The organism is Modestobacter lacusdianchii (assembly GCF_054177765.1).
The window spans coordinates 42,021-57,020 of the sequence record NZ_JBJJTJ010000015.1 but is presented as its reverse complement, the minus strand read 5'-3'; the positions used below and the strand labels follow the sequence as shown (position 1 = coordinate 57,020).

At 73.4% G+C, this 15,000-nt stretch carries 18 protein-coding genes; all 18 read right to left on the bottom strand.

The window, feature by feature from the left end:
- Positions 1-175 precede the first annotated feature (175 nt).
- The 18 genes from ACJTNH_RS12655 to ACJTNH_RS12570 all read right to left on the bottom strand — a co-directional run bounded on the left by ACJTNH_RS12655 (position 176) and on the right by ACJTNH_RS12570 (position 14,921).
- A complete protein-coding gene (locus ACJTNH_RS12655; RefSeq protein ID WP_458176159.1) occupies positions 176-1,309 on the bottom strand; it encodes an EscU/YscU/HrcU family type III secretion system export apparatus switch protein in 1,134 nt (377 codons plus the stop codon).
- Positions 1,310-1,333: 24 nt separating this feature from the next.
- Entirely contained in the window at positions 1,334-2,098 is a 765-nt protein-coding gene (gene fliR / locus ACJTNH_RS12650) for a flagellar biosynthetic protein FliR (protein WP_458176157.1), read from the bottom strand.
- Between the two features lie 6 nt (positions 2,099-2,104).
- The gene (gene fliQ / locus ACJTNH_RS12645; protein WP_299953731.1) at positions 2,105-2,380 is read right to left on the bottom strand and encodes a flagellar biosynthesis protein FliQ; all 276 of its coding nucleotides are present in this window, start codon (positions 2,378-2,380) and stop codon (positions 2,105-2,107) included.
- Positions 2,381-2,456: 76 nt separating this feature from the next.
- Positions 2,457-3,290, bottom strand: a complete 834-nt coding sequence (gene fliP / locus ACJTNH_RS12640; protein WP_458176155.1) for a flagellar type III secretion system pore protein FliP — start codon at positions 3,288-3,290, stop codon at positions 2,457-2,459.
- Positions 3,287-3,721, bottom strand: a complete 435-nt coding sequence (locus ACJTNH_RS12635; RefSeq protein ID WP_458176153.1) for a FliO/MopB family protein — start codon at positions 3,719-3,721, stop codon at positions 3,287-3,289. Before ACJTNH_RS12635 ends, fliP begins: the two co-directional genes overlap by 4 nt.
- Positions 3,718-4,455 (bottom strand): flagellar motor switch protein FliN, encoded by a 738-nt coding sequence (fliN, locus tag ACJTNH_RS12630; RefSeq protein WP_458176151.1) that lies wholly within the window; start codon positions 4,453-4,455, stop codon positions 3,718-3,720. The genes ACJTNH_RS12635 and fliN overlap by 4 nt, the downstream gene beginning before the upstream one ends.
- A complete protein-coding gene (locus ACJTNH_RS12625; protein ID WP_458176149.1) occupies positions 4,452-5,429 on the bottom strand; it encodes a flagellar motor switch protein FliM in 978 nt (325 codons plus the stop codon). The genes fliN and ACJTNH_RS12625 overlap by 4 nt, the downstream gene beginning before the upstream one ends.
- A 192-nt stretch (positions 5,430-5,621) precedes the next feature.
- Entirely contained in the window at positions 5,622-6,104 is a 483-nt protein-coding gene (locus tag ACJTNH_RS12620; RefSeq protein WP_458176147.1) for a flagellar basal body-associated FliL family protein, read from the bottom strand.
- 83 nt (positions 6,105-6,187) lie between these two features.
- Positions 6,188-7,102, bottom strand: a complete 915-nt coding sequence (locus ACJTNH_RS12615; RefSeq protein ID WP_458176145.1) for a flagellar motor protein MotB — start codon at positions 7,100-7,102, stop codon at positions 6,188-6,190.
- Positions 7,099-7,869 carry a motility protein A gene (locus ACJTNH_RS12610; RefSeq protein WP_458176143.1) on the bottom strand — a complete coding sequence of 257 codons (771 nt, stop codon included), beginning with the start codon at positions 7,867-7,869 and terminating at the stop codon, positions 7,099-7,101. The genes ACJTNH_RS12615 and ACJTNH_RS12610 overlap by 4 nt, the downstream gene beginning before the upstream one ends.
- Positions 7,870-7,872: 3 nt before the next feature.
- Entirely contained in the window at positions 7,873-8,160 is a 288-nt protein-coding gene (locus ACJTNH_RS12605) for a flagellar FlbD family protein (RefSeq protein ID WP_458176141.1), read from the bottom strand.
- A 185-nt stretch (positions 8,161-8,345) separates the two neighbouring features.
- A complete protein-coding gene (locus ACJTNH_RS12600; protein WP_458176140.1) occupies positions 8,346-9,647 on the bottom strand; it encodes a flagellar hook protein FlgE in 1,302 nt (433 codons plus the stop codon).
- 50 nt (positions 9,648-9,697) lie between these two features.
- Positions 9,698-10,162 (bottom strand): flagellar hook assembly protein FlgD, encoded by a 465-nt coding sequence (locus tag ACJTNH_RS12595; RefSeq protein WP_458176138.1) that lies wholly within the window; start codon positions 10,160-10,162, stop codon positions 9,698-9,700.
- A 15-nt stretch (positions 10,163-10,177) separates the two neighbouring features.
- A complete protein-coding gene (locus ACJTNH_RS12590) occupies positions 10,178-11,437 on the bottom strand; it encodes a flagellar hook-length control protein FliK (protein WP_458176136.1) in 1,260 nt (419 codons plus the stop codon).
- On the bottom strand, positions 11,434-12,381 hold the full coding sequence (locus ACJTNH_RS12585; protein WP_458176134.1) for a transglycosylase SLT domain-containing protein: 948 nt from the start codon (positions 12,379-12,381) through the stop codon (positions 11,434-11,436). The genes ACJTNH_RS12590 and ACJTNH_RS12585 overlap by 4 nt, the downstream gene beginning before the upstream one ends.
- A complete protein-coding gene (locus ACJTNH_RS12580; protein ID WP_458176132.1) occupies positions 12,369-12,818 on the bottom strand; it encodes a flagellar export protein FliJ in 450 nt (149 codons plus the stop codon). Before ACJTNH_RS12580 ends, ACJTNH_RS12585 begins: the two co-directional genes overlap by 13 nt.
- Positions 12,819-12,858: 40 nt before the next feature.
- Positions 12,859-14,181, bottom strand: a complete 1,323-nt coding sequence (locus tag ACJTNH_RS12575; RefSeq protein ID WP_458176130.1) for a FliI/YscN family ATPase — start codon at positions 14,179-14,181, stop codon at positions 12,859-12,861.
- Positions 14,178-14,921 carry a FliH/SctL family protein gene (locus ACJTNH_RS12570; RefSeq protein WP_458176128.1) on the bottom strand — a complete coding sequence of 248 codons (744 nt, stop codon included), beginning with the start codon at positions 14,919-14,921 and terminating at the stop codon, positions 14,178-14,180. The genes ACJTNH_RS12575 and ACJTNH_RS12570 overlap by 4 nt, the downstream gene beginning before the upstream one ends.
- Between the last annotated feature and the right edge of the window lie 79 nt (positions 14,922-15,000).

The window sequence follows — 15,000 nt, the reverse complement described above, 5'->3', positions numbered from 1 at the left end:
TCCTCCGGCGGTGCGCCGGGGCGCTCCCTCAGGGACCTTCTCGGCAGCCCGGGGAACGGTCCGTACCGCGGCGGGGACGACGGCAGCCCGCCAGCCCCGTCCGTCACAACAGCTCCGCACCGCCCCGTTCAGCGGGGGGTCGGAGTGGACGGCGGGGTCGGTGGGGGAGCAGGGGTCAGCGGCGCCGACCCGCCTTGGGCAGCCCGTCGAGGGCGGGGGCCTCGAAGCCCGGCCGGTGCATGCCGCCGCGGACCCCGCGGGCGGACAGGTGCATGACGAAGGCCAGCACCCGGGCGACGGCGGTGAACAGCTGGGCGGGCACCTCCTGGCCGATCTCGCAGGAGCCGTGCAGGGCTCGGGCCAGCGGGATGTCCTGGACCATCGGGACCCGGCACTCCTCGGCCCGGGAGCGCAGCTTCGCCGCCACCTCGCCGGCGCCCTTGGCGACCACCCGGGGAGCGCCCTTCATCGGGTCGTACTTGAGCGCCACGGCGACGTGGGTGGGGTTGACCAGCAGGACGTCGGCGTCGGCGATCTCGGACATCATCCGGTTGCGCGACATCGCCATCTGGGTGGCCCGTCGCTGGGCCTTCACGTGCGGGTCGCCCTCGGACTGCTTGTGCTCCTGCTTGATCTCGTACTGGCTCATCTTGAGCTGCTTCATCATCTTGTGCCGGACCACCAGGTAGTCGGCGATCGCGATGACCAGTCCGGTGATGCCGACGACCCGGAACATCAGCACCGCGGAGTCGGCGAAGGCGCGGGTCACCTCGCCCAAGGGCATGGCGCCGGACGCGGCGACCAGTTCCTGGGCCTTGGAGGAGGTGGCGATGATGACCGCGGCGAGCGCGACGGTCTTGATGATCGCCTTGGTCGCCTCCCACATGCCCTGGGTGCCGAACATCCGCTTGACCCCGGGGAAGGGGTTCAGCTTCTTCAGCGTCGGCTTCATCGCCTTCGTGGCGAGGGTGACCCCGCCCTGGCCGGCCGAGGCGAGCGTGCCGATCAGCATCATCGCCAGGGCCATGGGCAGCAGCGAGGTCATGAACAGGGTCAGCGCCTGACCGAGCAGCAGCGACAGCGCGGCCGGTTCGGGCTGCCGCGCCACGCTGCCGATCTGGACGAAGAGCTCCTGGGCGGAGTCGAAGGCGTTGCCGACCAGCATCGGCAGCAGCACGCTGGCCGCAGCCGCGCCCAGCCAGGTGCCCAGCTCCTGCGTCCGCGGGATCTGGCCTTCCTTGCGGGCCTTCTTGAGCCTCTGCGGTGTCGGCTTCTCGGTCTTCTCCCCGCCGGGACCGTCCTTCGCCATCAGTCACCTCCTCCCCGGGGCACGTCAGCCGCTCCGCAACGAGGTGATCGCGTCGAGCGCGGTGTCCATCAGCGAGTCCACCGCCGCCGGCAGCAGCGGGAAGGTCAGGCCCAGCAGGGTGAGCGTGATCATGATCTTGACCGGGAAGCCGATCGCGAAGATGTTCAGCGCCGGCGCGGCCTTCGACAGCAGGGCCAGGGCCACGTCGGCCAGCAGCAGCACGGCCACCATCGGCCCGGCGATCTGGATCGCGGCCAGGAACATCATCGAGAAGGCCGTCATGAGGGTCGCCGCCAGCTGGTCGGTCGGCAGCGCGCCGCCGACCGGGAGCCCCTGGTAGGAGGTGACGAACCCCCGCACCAGCAGCAGGTGCCCGCCGCTGGTGAACAGCAGGGTGGTGGCCAGCAGGTAGTGCAGCTTGCCGATCACGCCGCTGGTGGTCAGCGACATCGGGTCGTAGGCCGGCTGCAGCGAGAAGCCGCCGGCCAGGTCGATGACGTCGCCGGCCAGCTGGACGGCGGCGAACAGCACCTGGACGATGAACCCCAGCGCGGCGCCGATGACCGCCTCGGTGACCGCCCCGACGATCAGGAACCCCGCGGTGATCTCCGGCATCAGACCGGTGATGTGCGGGAAGGCGACCAGTGCGAGGGCGAGCGCCAGCGCGCCCTTGACCGCCCGCGGGATGCCGTTGGAGTTGAACGGCGGCGCGAGGACGATGAACCCGGTGGCCCGCGTGCTGGCCAGCAGCAGGGCCGCCAGCGTCGCCGAGGGGACCTCGAGGTCCATGCCGGCTCAGGCCTTGCCGAGCAATCGCGGCAGCGACGCGAACAACTGGTCGGTGAAGGAGACGAGCTCCGAGAGCACCCAGTTGCCGGTCACGAGCAGCGCGATCGCCACCGCGATCATCTTCGGCACGAAGGACAGGGTGGGTTCCTGGATCTGGGTGGCGGCCTGGAACAGCGAGATCATGAAGCCGACCAGCAGGGCGGTCAGCAGGATCGGGGCGGCCACCTTGGCGCCCACGATCATCGTCTGGGTCGCGATGTCGGTGACGTCTGCGTCGCTCATTGCGCGCCTCCGAGCTCGTTCCGCTCCTCGGTCGCTGGCGCTCCCTGCGATGCTCGCTCGCCCGTCGTCACGCGGCTCATCCGTACGACCCCACCAGCGCCGTGGTGATCAGCGCCCAGCCGTCGACGATCACGAAGAGCAGCAGCTTGAAGGGCAGCGACACGACGGTCGGCGGCACCATCATCATGCCCATCGCCATCAGCGCCGCGCTGACCAGCATGTCCAGCACCAGGAACGGGATGAACACGACCAGCCCGATGATGAAGGCGCTCTTGAGCTCCGAGAGCACGAACGCCGGCACCAGGGTCAGCATGCTCACCGACTGCGCGTCGGCCGGGCGCTCCTCTCCCGACAGCCCGATCATCAGCTTCAGCTCGTCGTCCCGGGTGTTGTCCAGCAGGAACGTCTTGAGCGGCTCGACGCCGGAGTCGTAGGCCGCCGAGGCGGTGATCGCGCCGTCCAGGTAGGGCTGGACGGCGACCTCGTTGATGTCACCGAACACCGGCCCCATCACGAAGATGGTCAGGAACAGCGCGATGCCGGTGAGCACCTGGTTCGGCGGTGAGGTGGGCAGGCCCAGCGCGTTCCGGGTCAGCGCCAGGACCACCAGGATCTTGGTGAACGAGGTCACCAGCAGCAGCGCGGACGGCGCGATCGAGAGCACGGTGATCGCCAGGATCAGCGTGACCGCGGTGCTCGGGCTGTCCCCGCCGATGGAGATGTCCAGCCCGCCGTCGTCCACGACCGGGGAGGTCGGGGCGGTCGGCGCGGTGGGGGCGGTCGGCGCGGCCGAGGCCGGCCCGGCCAGCAGCACCATCGCGACGACGGCGCCGAGCAGCACGAGCAGCAGCAGGGCCGACCGCTGCGCGATCGACCGGCCGCGGGGGGCCGGCGCGGGCAGCGTGGTCACGACCGCCGCACCGTCCGCTCGCGCAGCTCCTGAACGACCGACGTCCAGGTGCCGCGGTCGAGCACGGACCCGGCCAGGGCAGGGGAGCCGACGCGGGCCGGCAGGCGGGGGGTGGGCACCCCGTCCAGGTCACCGGCGGCGCCGGTGGCGGACGGGCGCACCTGGGCCGCGGCCAGCGCGGTCTGCAGCTCGTCGTCCTCCACCTCGGCGAGCAGGGTGACCTGCTCCTCGGTGGAGCCGACGACCAGCACGCGCCCGGCGACCCGCAGCACCGAGACGCTGCTCGCCCGGCCCATGCGCTGGCGGGCGACGACCTCGATCACCCCGGTCGTGCCGCCGAGCCCGCGCTTGGCGGCCAGCCGGCTGGCGAACAGCAGCACCGCCGCGATGAAGCCCAGGCAGAGCACCAGGCGGATGATCATCCAGGTCATGCGCCGGCCACCCCGGTGTCGGCGTCCGTCACGATCTCGCTGATCCGCAGGCCGAAGTCCTCGTCGACGACGACGATCTCGCCGCGGGCGATCAGGGTGCCGTTGACCAGCAGGTCCGCCGGCGCGCCGGCGGCCCGGTCGAGCTCGACGACCTCACCGGGGTGCAGGGAGAGCAGCTCGGAGACCGTCATCCGGGTCCGGCCGATCTCGACGGTGACCTCCATGGCCACGTTGCGCAGCAGGTCCAGGCTGCCGCGGCGCTCACGCCGCTGCGGCAGGGTGACCTGCAGGGCGAGGGTCGCGGCGATCTCGCTGCCGTTGACCAGCGGGACGGCGAGGAAGACGCCCTTGTCGCGCAGGCCGTCCAGCGCGGGGACGACCTCCTCGACGCGCTCGGCGGCCACCCGGACCCGGCCCAGGGCCGAGGCGGCAGCCTCCAGCGCGGGGCGCAGCGCGGTGGCGACGTCCATCGGGCCGACCGGGGAGTTGGTCAGCGCGCTGACGATCTCCTCGGAGAGGACCAGCACGATGTCGCCGCTGACCTCGCCGCCGAGGGCGGCGGTGACGGCCGCCCCGGGGGTGGCGGGGAGCGGGACCGACTCGGGGTCGGCCACCGTCTCCCCGGCGCGCAGGTCCAGCTCGGCCGGCAGCGCGGCCGCGGCGGCCTGGGCGGCGGACGCGACGGCGGTGGCGATGGTCTCGGAGTCCGACGAGGTGCCGAAGGCGGTGGTCATGGGTGGTCCTTTGCGGCGGTCGCGACGATGTCGGGGACGATCTCGGCGGCCAGGCGGCGCCGGTGGTTGCTCGGCAGGGCGTGGGCGAAGGTCACGTCGTTGGTGGTGACCTCGAGCGGGCTGTCCTGGGTGTGCCGCAGCAGCAGCACGTCACCGACGGCCAGGGACAGCAGGTCGCCGGAGGGCACCTCGATCGGGTTGAACCGCACGCTGACGTCCACCGGCACGTCGTTGAGCCGCTCGGTCAGCGCCTCGTAGGCCCGCTGCCGCTTGATCCGCGCGGACTCCGACAGCTGCGGGGAGGCGGCGTTGTTGAGCGGCCCGGCGAAGGCGGAGAACGGCAGCACCAGCGTGGCCTCGGGCTCGCGGGCGCCGATCCGCATGCTGTAGGTGGAGACCATCACCGTCTCCGAGCCCGACGCGGCCTGGGCCAGCTGCGGGTTGTACTCGACGCCGTCCAGGGCCGGCTGCAGCGCGGTGATGTGCGCGAACGCGTCGGCGAACTGCTCGAGCAGCTGCTCCAGCAGGTGGCCGGTGATGCTGCTCTCCATGCCGGTCATCGGCCGGTTGGGCTGCTCGCCGGCGCCGGCGCCGCCCAGCATGTGGTCGACCATCGCCATCGCGGTGTCCAGCGGGTAGGCCAGCAGGCCCTTGCCCGGCAGTGGCTCGAGCGTGAAGACCGCCAGGAAGTAGGACGGCGGCAGGGTGGCGATGTAGTCGTCGTAGGAGAACTGCTCGATGCCGACCAGCTCCATCCGCGCCCCGGTGCGCAGTGCGGAGGTCAGCGTCGTCGTCGCCTGGCGGGCGAAGGCCTCCTGGGCGATCTGCAGGATGCGGACGTGCTCACGGGAGAGCTTCGTGGGGCGACGGAAGTCGTAGGTGCGTGGTTCCCGTCGCCGGGCACGCCCCTGCCCGTCGGGGTTCCGGGGGGCGGGGACGCTGGGCGCCTCGGCCACGGTGTCGGACAGGCTCACGCATGTCCTCATCGGCGGTGGGGTGGTCGACCCTGACCGCCGGAGACCAGCCGGTACCGGTTCTCCGGTACCGGCTGGTGCCGGTGCGTTCCCTTGGGGACGGTGGGGGAGGAGCGTCTGGTGTGGTGCTGGTCGGCCCCCTCGTAGGGCCCCGGCACGAGCGTGCGAGTGCTGGGGGGCGAGGGGGTCCTTCTACTGGGTGACGTACTCCGTGTACCAGAGCTCGTAGACGTCGCCGTGGTAGGCCTCGACGACCGCCGCCTCGAAGGCGGCCTTCATCGCCTCACGGTTGGTCTGCACGTCCGACAGCGCGGCGCCGGAGAAGTGCGAGATCGCGATGTCCAGCGCCTTGGAGCCGTCGGGCGCAGCGGCGGCGCCGTGCCCACCGCCACCGGCGTTCAGGTCGTAGGCGGCCGACATCTGCAGGGTGAAGCCCAGCTTGAGGTAGCTGCCGCCGGCGAGGTTGATCGCCACCGGCTCGACCGCCAGGACGACGGTGCCTGCCTCGGGTGCGGGCTCGGCCTCGGCCTCGCCGCTGCCGCTGAACAGGAAGAAGTACGCCGCGGCACCGAGCGCCAGGACGACGACCAGCCCGATGACCAGCAACTTCTTCTTGCCGCCGCCGCCCGCGGCGTCCTCGTCCTCGGGCGTCTCCTTCTTGGTCTTCTTGCTCATCCGTGGCCTCCCTCGGAGTCGGTGCCCGCGTGGCTGTGGGTGCGCGCGGTGCGTCGGTGGTGCTGCTCGGTGGGGCTGATCGGCTACTGGGCCGCGGCCTCGAGTCCGGGCAGCAGGGCGTTCGCGGTGGCCGAGGCGTCGGACAGGACGACGACGTCGACCCGCCGGTTGACGGTGACGTAGCTGGGGTCGCTGTCGGGCACGAGCGGCCGGGTGCTGCCGTAGCCCGCCGCGGACATCCGGGTGTCGGGGATGCCGTCGGACTCGGCGAGGTGCCGCAGCACGGTGGTGGCGCGGATCGCCGAGAGCTCCCAGTTGGAGGGCCACGGGCCACCGCGGGTCACCGGCAGGGAGTTGGCGTGCCCCTCGACCTCGATCTGGTTGGGCAGACCGATCAGCGTCGGCGCCAACGCGTCGAGCACGACCGTGCCCTGGGGCTGCAGGGTCGCCGACTCGGGGGCGAAGAGCACCGGGTCGGAGACCACGTGGATGACCAGGCCGCGCTCGTCGATGACGAACTCGGCCGCCCCGGACTGGCCGGCCGCGGCGAGCGCCTCCTGGAGTGCGGCGCGGGCGGCGGCGAGCTGGTCGTACGCGGCCTGCGCCTCGGCGGCGTTCTGCCGGGCCGCGGCCGCGGCGGCCGCCTCGGCCGCCGCCTGCTCTGCCGCGGTCTGCGCGGTGCCGTCGATGGCGGCCTCCTGGGCCACCTGCACGGGCTTGAGCGGGCTGTCGTTCTCCGTCGGGGCGTCGATGGCGGCACCGTCGTTGAGGATGGTGACCGGGGCGCCGCCGCCCTCGCGGGCGCCCTCGGCGAAGGCGGTGAACTTGGCCAGGTCGATCGAGCTCATCGCGTAGAGCACCACGAACAGCACGAACAGCAGCGTCATCATGTCGAAGCCGGACACCAGCCACCGTTCGTGGTTCTCGTGCTCCTCGTGCTCCTCGTGCTTCTTGCGGCGGCCACCACCGTGGCCGCCGTGCCCGCCGCTCTTGCTCATGCCGCCTCGCGCTCCTGCTCACTGGGCGGCACCAGCGAGGTGAGCTTGGCCCGGACGGTGCGCGGGCTGGTGCCGGCCTGGATCTCGGCGATGCCCTCGACGAGCAGCTCCATCTGCGCGGCCTGCAGCTCGCTGACCCGGGCGATCTTGGCGCCCATCGGCAGGAACCAGAAGTTGGCGGCCATGACGCCCCAGAGGGTGGCGATGAACGCCGCGGAGACCATCGGGCCCAGCAGCTCGGGGTTGCTGAGGTTCCCCATCACGTTCATCAGGCCGACGATGCAGCCGAGGATGCCGATGGTCGGCGCGTAGCCGCCCATGGTGGTGAAGAACTTGCTCGCCACCTTGTCCTCGGCCTTCTTGGCGGCGATCTCGCCCTCCAGGATCGACCGCAGGTCCTCCGGGTCGGTGCCGTCGATGCTCATCTGCAGGCCGCGCTTCAGGAACGGGTCGTCGATGTCCTTGACCTGGGCCTCCAGCGCGAGCAGGCCCTCCTTGCGGGCCTTCTCGGCGAGGCTGACCAGGGTCTGGATCCGCTCGGTCGCCGGGGCGACCTTCGCCGGCAGCACGGCCATCTTGAACCAGACGGGGATCTTCTTCAGGTCGGCCATCGTCTGGCTGGCCAGCGCAGCGCCGAAGGTCGCGATGATGACCAGCACGATCGCCGGGAGGAAGATCAGCGACGTCGGGTCGGCGCCCTCGAGGATCATGAAGACGAAGAAGGCGATCAGGGAGATCGCGAACCCGATCAGGGTGGCGGGGTCCATGGCTCAGCGCTCGTCTCGGCTCGGGAAGGGCACGACCGAGGCGTCCTCGGGGCCCTGCAGGTCGGTGGTCGTCGGCGGGCGGTAGACACCGCGGTCCATCTGGAAGGCGACCGCCTGGATGCCGGCCCGGTAGTCACGGACCTCGCGGACCACCTCGTCCACGGTCTCGGTGACGACGTACTTCGTGTCGTCCCGCAGCGTGACCACGGTGTCGGGGTGGCCCTCCACGCGCTGGATCAGCTCGGCGTTGAGCACGAAGTGCTCGCCGTTGAGGCGCGTCAGACGGATCACGGACTGCTCCAGGGGTTCGGGATGGCGGGATGCCACGTCGGGCCTCGTCGCGCCGCACTGCTGTCATCGGCGGTCCGGGGGTGGTGCTTGAGCCGGACGGCCCGGCCACCCCGTCCGGGTGACCGGGCCGTCCGGCCCCTCCTCACCGGCACGAGCGTGCGAGCGGCGAGGAGGAGGGGCCTGCGTCAGCGCTTGAGCTGGACCAGGTCCTGGAGGATCTCGTCGGAGGTGGTGATCACGCGGCTGTTGGCCTGGAAGCCGCGCTGGGCGACGATCAGGCCGGTGAACTCCTCGGCCAGGTCGACGTTGGACATCTCCAGCGCGCCGGCCGACAGGCTGCCGCGGCCGCCGGTGCCGGCCTGCCCGACCAGCGGGTTGCCGGAGTTGTCGCCGGCCCGGAACGAGCTGTTGCCGGCCTTCTCCAGGCCACCGGGGTTGGTGAACGTGGCCAGCGCCAGCTGCCCGATGTTCTGCCGCAGCCCGTTGGAGTAGATGCCGACGATGGTGCCGTCGTTGGCCAGCGAGTAGCCCTCCAGCACGCCCATCGCCGAGCCGCTGTCGGCGGTGGTCTTCGCCGCGGCGTCGCTCTTGCCGCCGAACTGGGTCATGGCGGACAGGTCGATGTCCACGTTCTGCGTCCAGGCGGGGACGCCGGCCGCGGAGGTGAGCAGCTCGAACGTGGCGGGGTTCGGGGTGGCGAGGGTCCCGGCCGGGCGGGGCTGGCCGTTGGCGTCGAGGAAGGTGTTCGTGCCGTCGGCGAACTGCAGCGTGACGCTGCCCAGCGCGGTGCCCGTCGAGGTGGACGTCGCGGTCGAGGTGTCGGTGAAGGTGACGTTCCAGCTGTTGGCCGGGGTGGCGTTGCGGGTCATCGTGACGCTGACCGGGTGGGCGTTGCCCAGGTCGTCGTACATGGTGATCTGCGAGGTGACCGGGGTCTCGGTGGCGACCGGGGTGGCCGAGAGGTTGCCGGCCAGCGCCGCGCCGGTGGTGGCGACCGGGGCGAGCACCTGGCCGGTGGGGATGCGCAGGTCGACCAGCGGGCCGTTGGGGTCGACGACCCCGAGGGCGTTGGCCATCCAGCCCTGCAGCTTCGCGCCGTCGGGGGTGACCAGGTTGCCCACGCCGTCGGTGTCGAACGAGCCGGCCCGGGTGTAGAGCTGCTCGTTGCCCACCTTGGTGACGAAGAAGCCGTCACCGCTGATCATGAAGTCGCTGGCCCGGCCGGTGTTCTGGGTCGAGCCCTGGCCGAAGTTCGTGGTGATGCCGGCGACCTTGACGCCGAGGCCGACCTGCGCCGGGTTGGTGCCGGCGACGCCGCCGTTGGGCGCCGAGCCGTTGCGCAGCACCTGGCTGAGCGTGTCCTCGAAGACGGTCTGGCTGGCCTTGAAGCCGACGGTGTTGACGTTGGCGATGTTGTTGCCGGTGACGTCGAGCTTGGTCTGGTGGGCGCGCAGGCCGGAGATGGCCGAGAACATGGAACGCAGCATGGGGAGGACTCCTCGCGATCGGTGTCGGTGCAGGGGGCGGGACGCCGGGGTCAGCTGGCGGAGGTGCCCGGGGTGGTCGGGGTGGGGGCCGGGGTGGCGACCTCGGGGATGGTGATCTCGGTGACCCGGCCCAGCGGCACGGCCTTGTCGCCGACGATCGCCCGCGGCTCGGTGCCGGCGGTGACGATCACGGAGGAGACCGCGCCGGTGACGGTGGTGCCGTCGTCGGCGGTGTAGGCGACGTGCTTGCCGACCAGGGCGCCGGCGCTCAGCGACCGCTGCAGGGTGAGCAGCTCGGCGTTCTGCTTGGCGATCTCCTCGAGCTTCTCCACCTGGGTGAAGGTCGCGGTCTGGGCCATGAACTCGCTGCTGCTGGTCGGGTTGCTCGGGTCCTGGTAGCGCATCTGGGCGACCAGCAGCTTCAGGAAGGTGTCCTTGCCCATCTGGTCGGAGCGGTCGACCGCGCTGCTGGCGGTGGTCGTCGAGGTGCCGACGCTGCCTACGGGGGTGGTCATCGAGGCGACTCCAGGTCAGACGCGGACGTCCACGCCGGACGACGTGGACTGGTCGGTGGTCAGGGGGGTGCCGTCGGCGGCGAGGGCATCAGAGGTGAGGGCGTCGGGCACCGAGGCCCAGGTGCGGGGCGACTGCTGGCCGGAGGTGCCCTGCTGGCCGGCGCGGGCGTCGAGCAGCTGCTGCTGGGCAGAGCGGGAGCCCGGGTCGGTGCTGGTGCCGACGTCGAGCTTGTTCAGCGACAGCCCGGCGCCCTCCAGGTCGCGGCGCAGGTCCGGCAGCGCGTCGAGCAGGGCGTGCCGGCCGAGCTCGGAGGAGCCGTGCAGGGTCAGGTCGAGGGTGCCGGCGGTCGCCGTCACCGAGACCGTCACCGGGCCGAGGTCCTCGGGGGTGATGACGAGGGTCATCGTCTGGCTGCCGTCCGGGGCGTTGCGCAGCACGGCGATCTGACGGCCGAGCTGCGTGGCGACGGGTGCGTCGTCCGGCAGCGGGGCCGGCGTGACCTCGGCGGCAGCGCTGACGGTGGCGTTCGCCGTCGCACCGCCCAGGGTGAACACCGCGTCGGCGTCCTGGGGCAGGTCGGCTGCGGACGCCGGCACGGCGGCGGCCGCACCGCCGGTGGCTCCGTCGGCCCCGGCGTCCGACGACCCGGCAGCCCCGGCGGCGGCCGGCAGCACGCCGCCCGCGACGAGGGCCGGGCCGGCCGCGAGGGTGTCGGCAGCAGGGGTGCGGTCCCGGACGACGGTGAGGCCGGCCGCATCGGCCAGCGCATCGGCGGCGGACGGGCCGGCCGCGGTGGCGGGCTCGGCGGCGGTCACGACCACCGGTGCCGTGCCGTCCGGCGTCGGGGTGCCCGGCACGGTGGCGCCCGGCACCGCCGGGTCGGCGGTCGCGGTGCCGGTGGCCGCGGTACCGGGCGTGGTGGGCAGCGCGAGGCCGGTGACAGCCCCGATCAGGCCGGCGGCGGAGGCGGTGGCCGCCGTCCCGGTGGCGGCAGCGGTCAGCGGGGTCACCGCGGTCATCAGCGCCCAGAGCCCGGGCACCAGCACGACCGGCGCGGTGGCGTCCTCCGCGGCGGGCTGCTCGGTGTCGGTGGCCGGCGAGCTGCCCGCGGCGTTGCCGCCGCCGGAGAGCGCGTCGTCCAGGGCGGTGTCCAGGGCGTCGGCGAAGGCGGGGGAGCCGTCGCCGGCCGAGGACGGGGAGCTGGCCGAGGCGCCGGCCGGGCCGCTGCTGCGGGCCACGGCCGGCATCACCGGCATCGAGGTGGGAGCGGTCATGCGTACGCCTCCGCGGCTCTGGTGACCTTCTGGACGTAGGACTGCGTCTCGGCGTACGGCGGGATGCCGCCGTGGCGCTGCACCGTGCCCGGGCCGGCGTTGTACGCGGCCAGCGCGAGCTCGGTCGAGCCGAACTGCTTGGTGAGGCTGCTCAGGTAGCGGGCGGCCCCGTCGATCGAGGACGCCGGGTCGGTGGCGTTGACGCCCAGCCCCTTCGCGGTGGCGGGCATGAACTGCATCAGCCCGGTCGCGCCCGCGGAGGAGACCGCGGAGCTGTTGAAGCCGGACTCGGTCTTGGCGACCGCGGCCAGCAGGGCGGGGGAGACGCCGTGCTTCGCGCCGGCCTGGGTGAAGAGGTCGGCGTAGGGCACCCCGGCCAGCCCGCCCCTGGTGGCGGCGGAGACGGCGGCGGTGCCGCTGCCCTCGGGCAGCACCCGGCGGATGAGCGTGGGGTTGCCGACGTCCTGGACCTTGACGACGTCGCCCTCCTGCGGGGCGGCGATCATCTTGCCGCCGCCGATGTACAGGCCCACGTGGTCGATGCCGGCCCGCGACGAGGAGTTGTCGAAGAACACCAGGTCACCGGGCTGGGCCTCGGCGAGGGAGGCGACCGGCCGGCCGGCGGTGGCCTGCTGCGAGGAGGTGCGCGGGATGCTGATCCCGAGGTCGGCGTAGACCCGCTGGGTGAAGCCGGAGCAGTCCAGCCCGGTCGCCGGGTCGGTGCCGCCCCACCGGTAGGGGACGCCGAGGTACTTGGTCGCCGCGCCGACGACCTCCGCGCCGGTGCCGGTGGCCGACAGGGCGGAGGTGCTGGTCGCCGAGCTGCTCCCGGTCAGGCCGGCGGCGGAGGCCGCGCTGGCCCAGGAGGCGTTGGTCGCCGCGGGGGGCGTGAAGCGTGCCTGGATCTGGCCGATCCGGGCCTGTACCGCGATCAGTCCGTCCACGTCTCCTCCTCCCTGTCGGTGGTGCTGTGCCGGCCGGTGACCAGGTCGTCGATCGCCCGGACCTCGGCGGCGTCGGCCGCCGCCTGCAGTGCGGCCACGTGCCGTTCCCGCAGGCGCTCCAGGCCCTTGGTGCGCTGCGCGGCGGCGGTCCACCGCGCACGCACCAGCTCGGCCTGCTCGGCCCGGGCGAGCGCGAGTGCCCGTGCAGCAGACACATCGGCAGCCGCGGCGGTCGATGCGACCATCGCGGCCACGAACGCCCCACCGGTCGCAGCCGCGGGCAGGCCGCGCATGCTCAGCGCGGCGGCGTCCCGCTCGGCCCGCTCGGCCGCCTCGGTCGCCTCCCGGGCGGCCTCGGCCGCCGCGAGGGCGGCGGCCCGCTCCTCGTTCCGGCGCAGCCTCAGCACCGGTTCCAGGCGGAAGGCCGGCTGCTTCACGGCGCGGGGCGGCCGGGGGCGGCGGGCACGCGACCGGCGCTCACGCGGTGGTGGCGATCGCGTGCAGCCGGGCGAAGGCCTCGGCGGTGGAGGTCGCGTCGTCCACCGTCTGCCGCAGGAAGGCGTCGATCGCCGGGACGAGCTGGCGGGCGCGGTCGACCAGGGGGTCGCTGCCGGTCTGGTACGCGCCGATCTCGATGAGCTCGCGGACGTCGCGCAGCGCGGCCATCATCCGGCGGACCTCCCGGGCGTCGGTCATCTGCGGCGCCGGCACGATGGTGGTCGCCACCCGGGAGATCGACTCGAGCACGTCGATGGCGGGGAAGTGCCCGGCGGTGGCCAGCTTGCGGGTGAGCACCACGTGGCCGTCCAGGATGGACCGGGCGGTGTCGGCGATCGGCTCGTTGTGGTCGTCGCCCTCCACCAGCACGGTGTAGAGGCCGGTGATCGAGCCGGTGGTCGACGTGCCGGCCTTCTCCAGCAGCTTGGGCATCATGGCGAAGACGCTCGGCGGGTAGCCGCGGGTGGCCGGCGGCTCCCCGGCGGAGAGCCCGACCTCGCGCTGGGCCATGGCGGTGCGGGTGATCGAGTCCATCATCAGCAGCACGTCGCGGCCCTGGTCACGGAAGCCCTCGGCGATCCGGGTGGCCACGAACGCGGCCTTCAGCCGCACCAGCGGCGGCTCGTCGGAGGTCGCGACGACGACGACGGTGCGCGCCATCCCCTCCGGGCCGAGGTCCTCCTCGAGGAACTCCCGGACCTCGCGGCCACGCTCACCGATCAGCCCGATGACCCGGACGTCGGCGTCGGTGCCGCGGGTGATCTGGCTCATCAGCGTGGACTTGCCGACGCCGGAGCCGGCGAAGATGCCCAGTCGCTGGCCCTTGCCGACCGGGACGAGGGTGTCCAGGGCGCGGACGCCGGTGGTCAGCTGCCGGCTCACCCGCGCCCGGGTCAGCGCGTTCGGGGTCTCGCTGGTCAGGTCGACGTACCGGACGCCGGCGCCCAGCGGCGGGCCGCCGTCCATCGGCCGGCCGAGGCCGTCGAGCACCCGGCCGAGCAGCGCCTCACCGACCGGCACCTGCAGCGGCAGGCCGGTCGGGCGCACCCGCGCACCGGAGTGCACGCCGGACAGGTCGCCCAGCGGCATGCAGGTCAGCCGGTCGCGCTGCACGGCGACGACCTCGGCCAGCAACGGCCGCGGGCCGGTGGTGACCTCGACGAGGTCGCCGACCGCGGCGGAGACGCCCTCGACGGAGAGGGTGAGGCCCATCGCGCCGGTGACGATCCCCGTGACCTGGGGGCGGGCGGCCGCGCGGGCCCGCTCCAGCACGTCGGCGGTGCCCAGTCCGAGGGCGGTCACGAGCGGAGCACCTCGCGGACCCGCTCGAGCGCGGCGGACAGCTGGGCGTCCACCCGCTGGGTGCCGGCCTCGGCCAGCGCGCCGGCCCGCTCCACGGCGTCGTCGGCGACCACGGTCACCGACGCGGGCAGCCCCGCCAGCGCCTCGGCCGGGACCTCGGCGAGGTCGTCGGGGTGCAGCCGGACGACGACCGGCACGTCACGCGGGCAGAGGGTGAGCGCACGGCGCAGCGCATCGAGCCCCGGGGAGGCGGCCATCGCCAGCTCCCGGCCGAGCAGGTCGCCGACCAGCACGAGGACGGTGTCCAGGATGCTGTCGCGCAGCTCGTCGACCACGGGGGCGGCGGTGGCGTCCAGCCGCTCCACCGCGGCGCCCATCGCGGCCGTGGCGGTGGCCAGCCGGCGCTCCCAGCGCACCTGCACCGCGGCGAGCCGCTCCTCGGCGGCCCGCTCGGCGGCCTGCACCACCTGCTCGGCGGCGACCAGGCCCTCGGCGTGACCGGCGGCCCAGCCTGCCCGGCGCGCCTCCTCGCGCAGCCTGGCCAGCTGTTCGGCGTAGACCTCGCCCAGCCGCATCCCGACGCGGGCGGCCGACGCGGAGTCGGCGTCCCGGGCGGTGCCCGAGGCGGTGGACGGCGGGGTCGGCACGGTGGCGGCGTCGACCGGGCCGGCCAGCACCGTCGGCGGCGGGCCGGACCGGGCCGGCGCCGACGGGGGCACGGGCGGGGTGGTGGAGCGCATCACCACCGGCTCGTCGGACGGCGCCGTCGTCCCGCGCCGCCCCCAGACCGGGGCGCCGGGGGCGCTGCGCTGGTAGGGG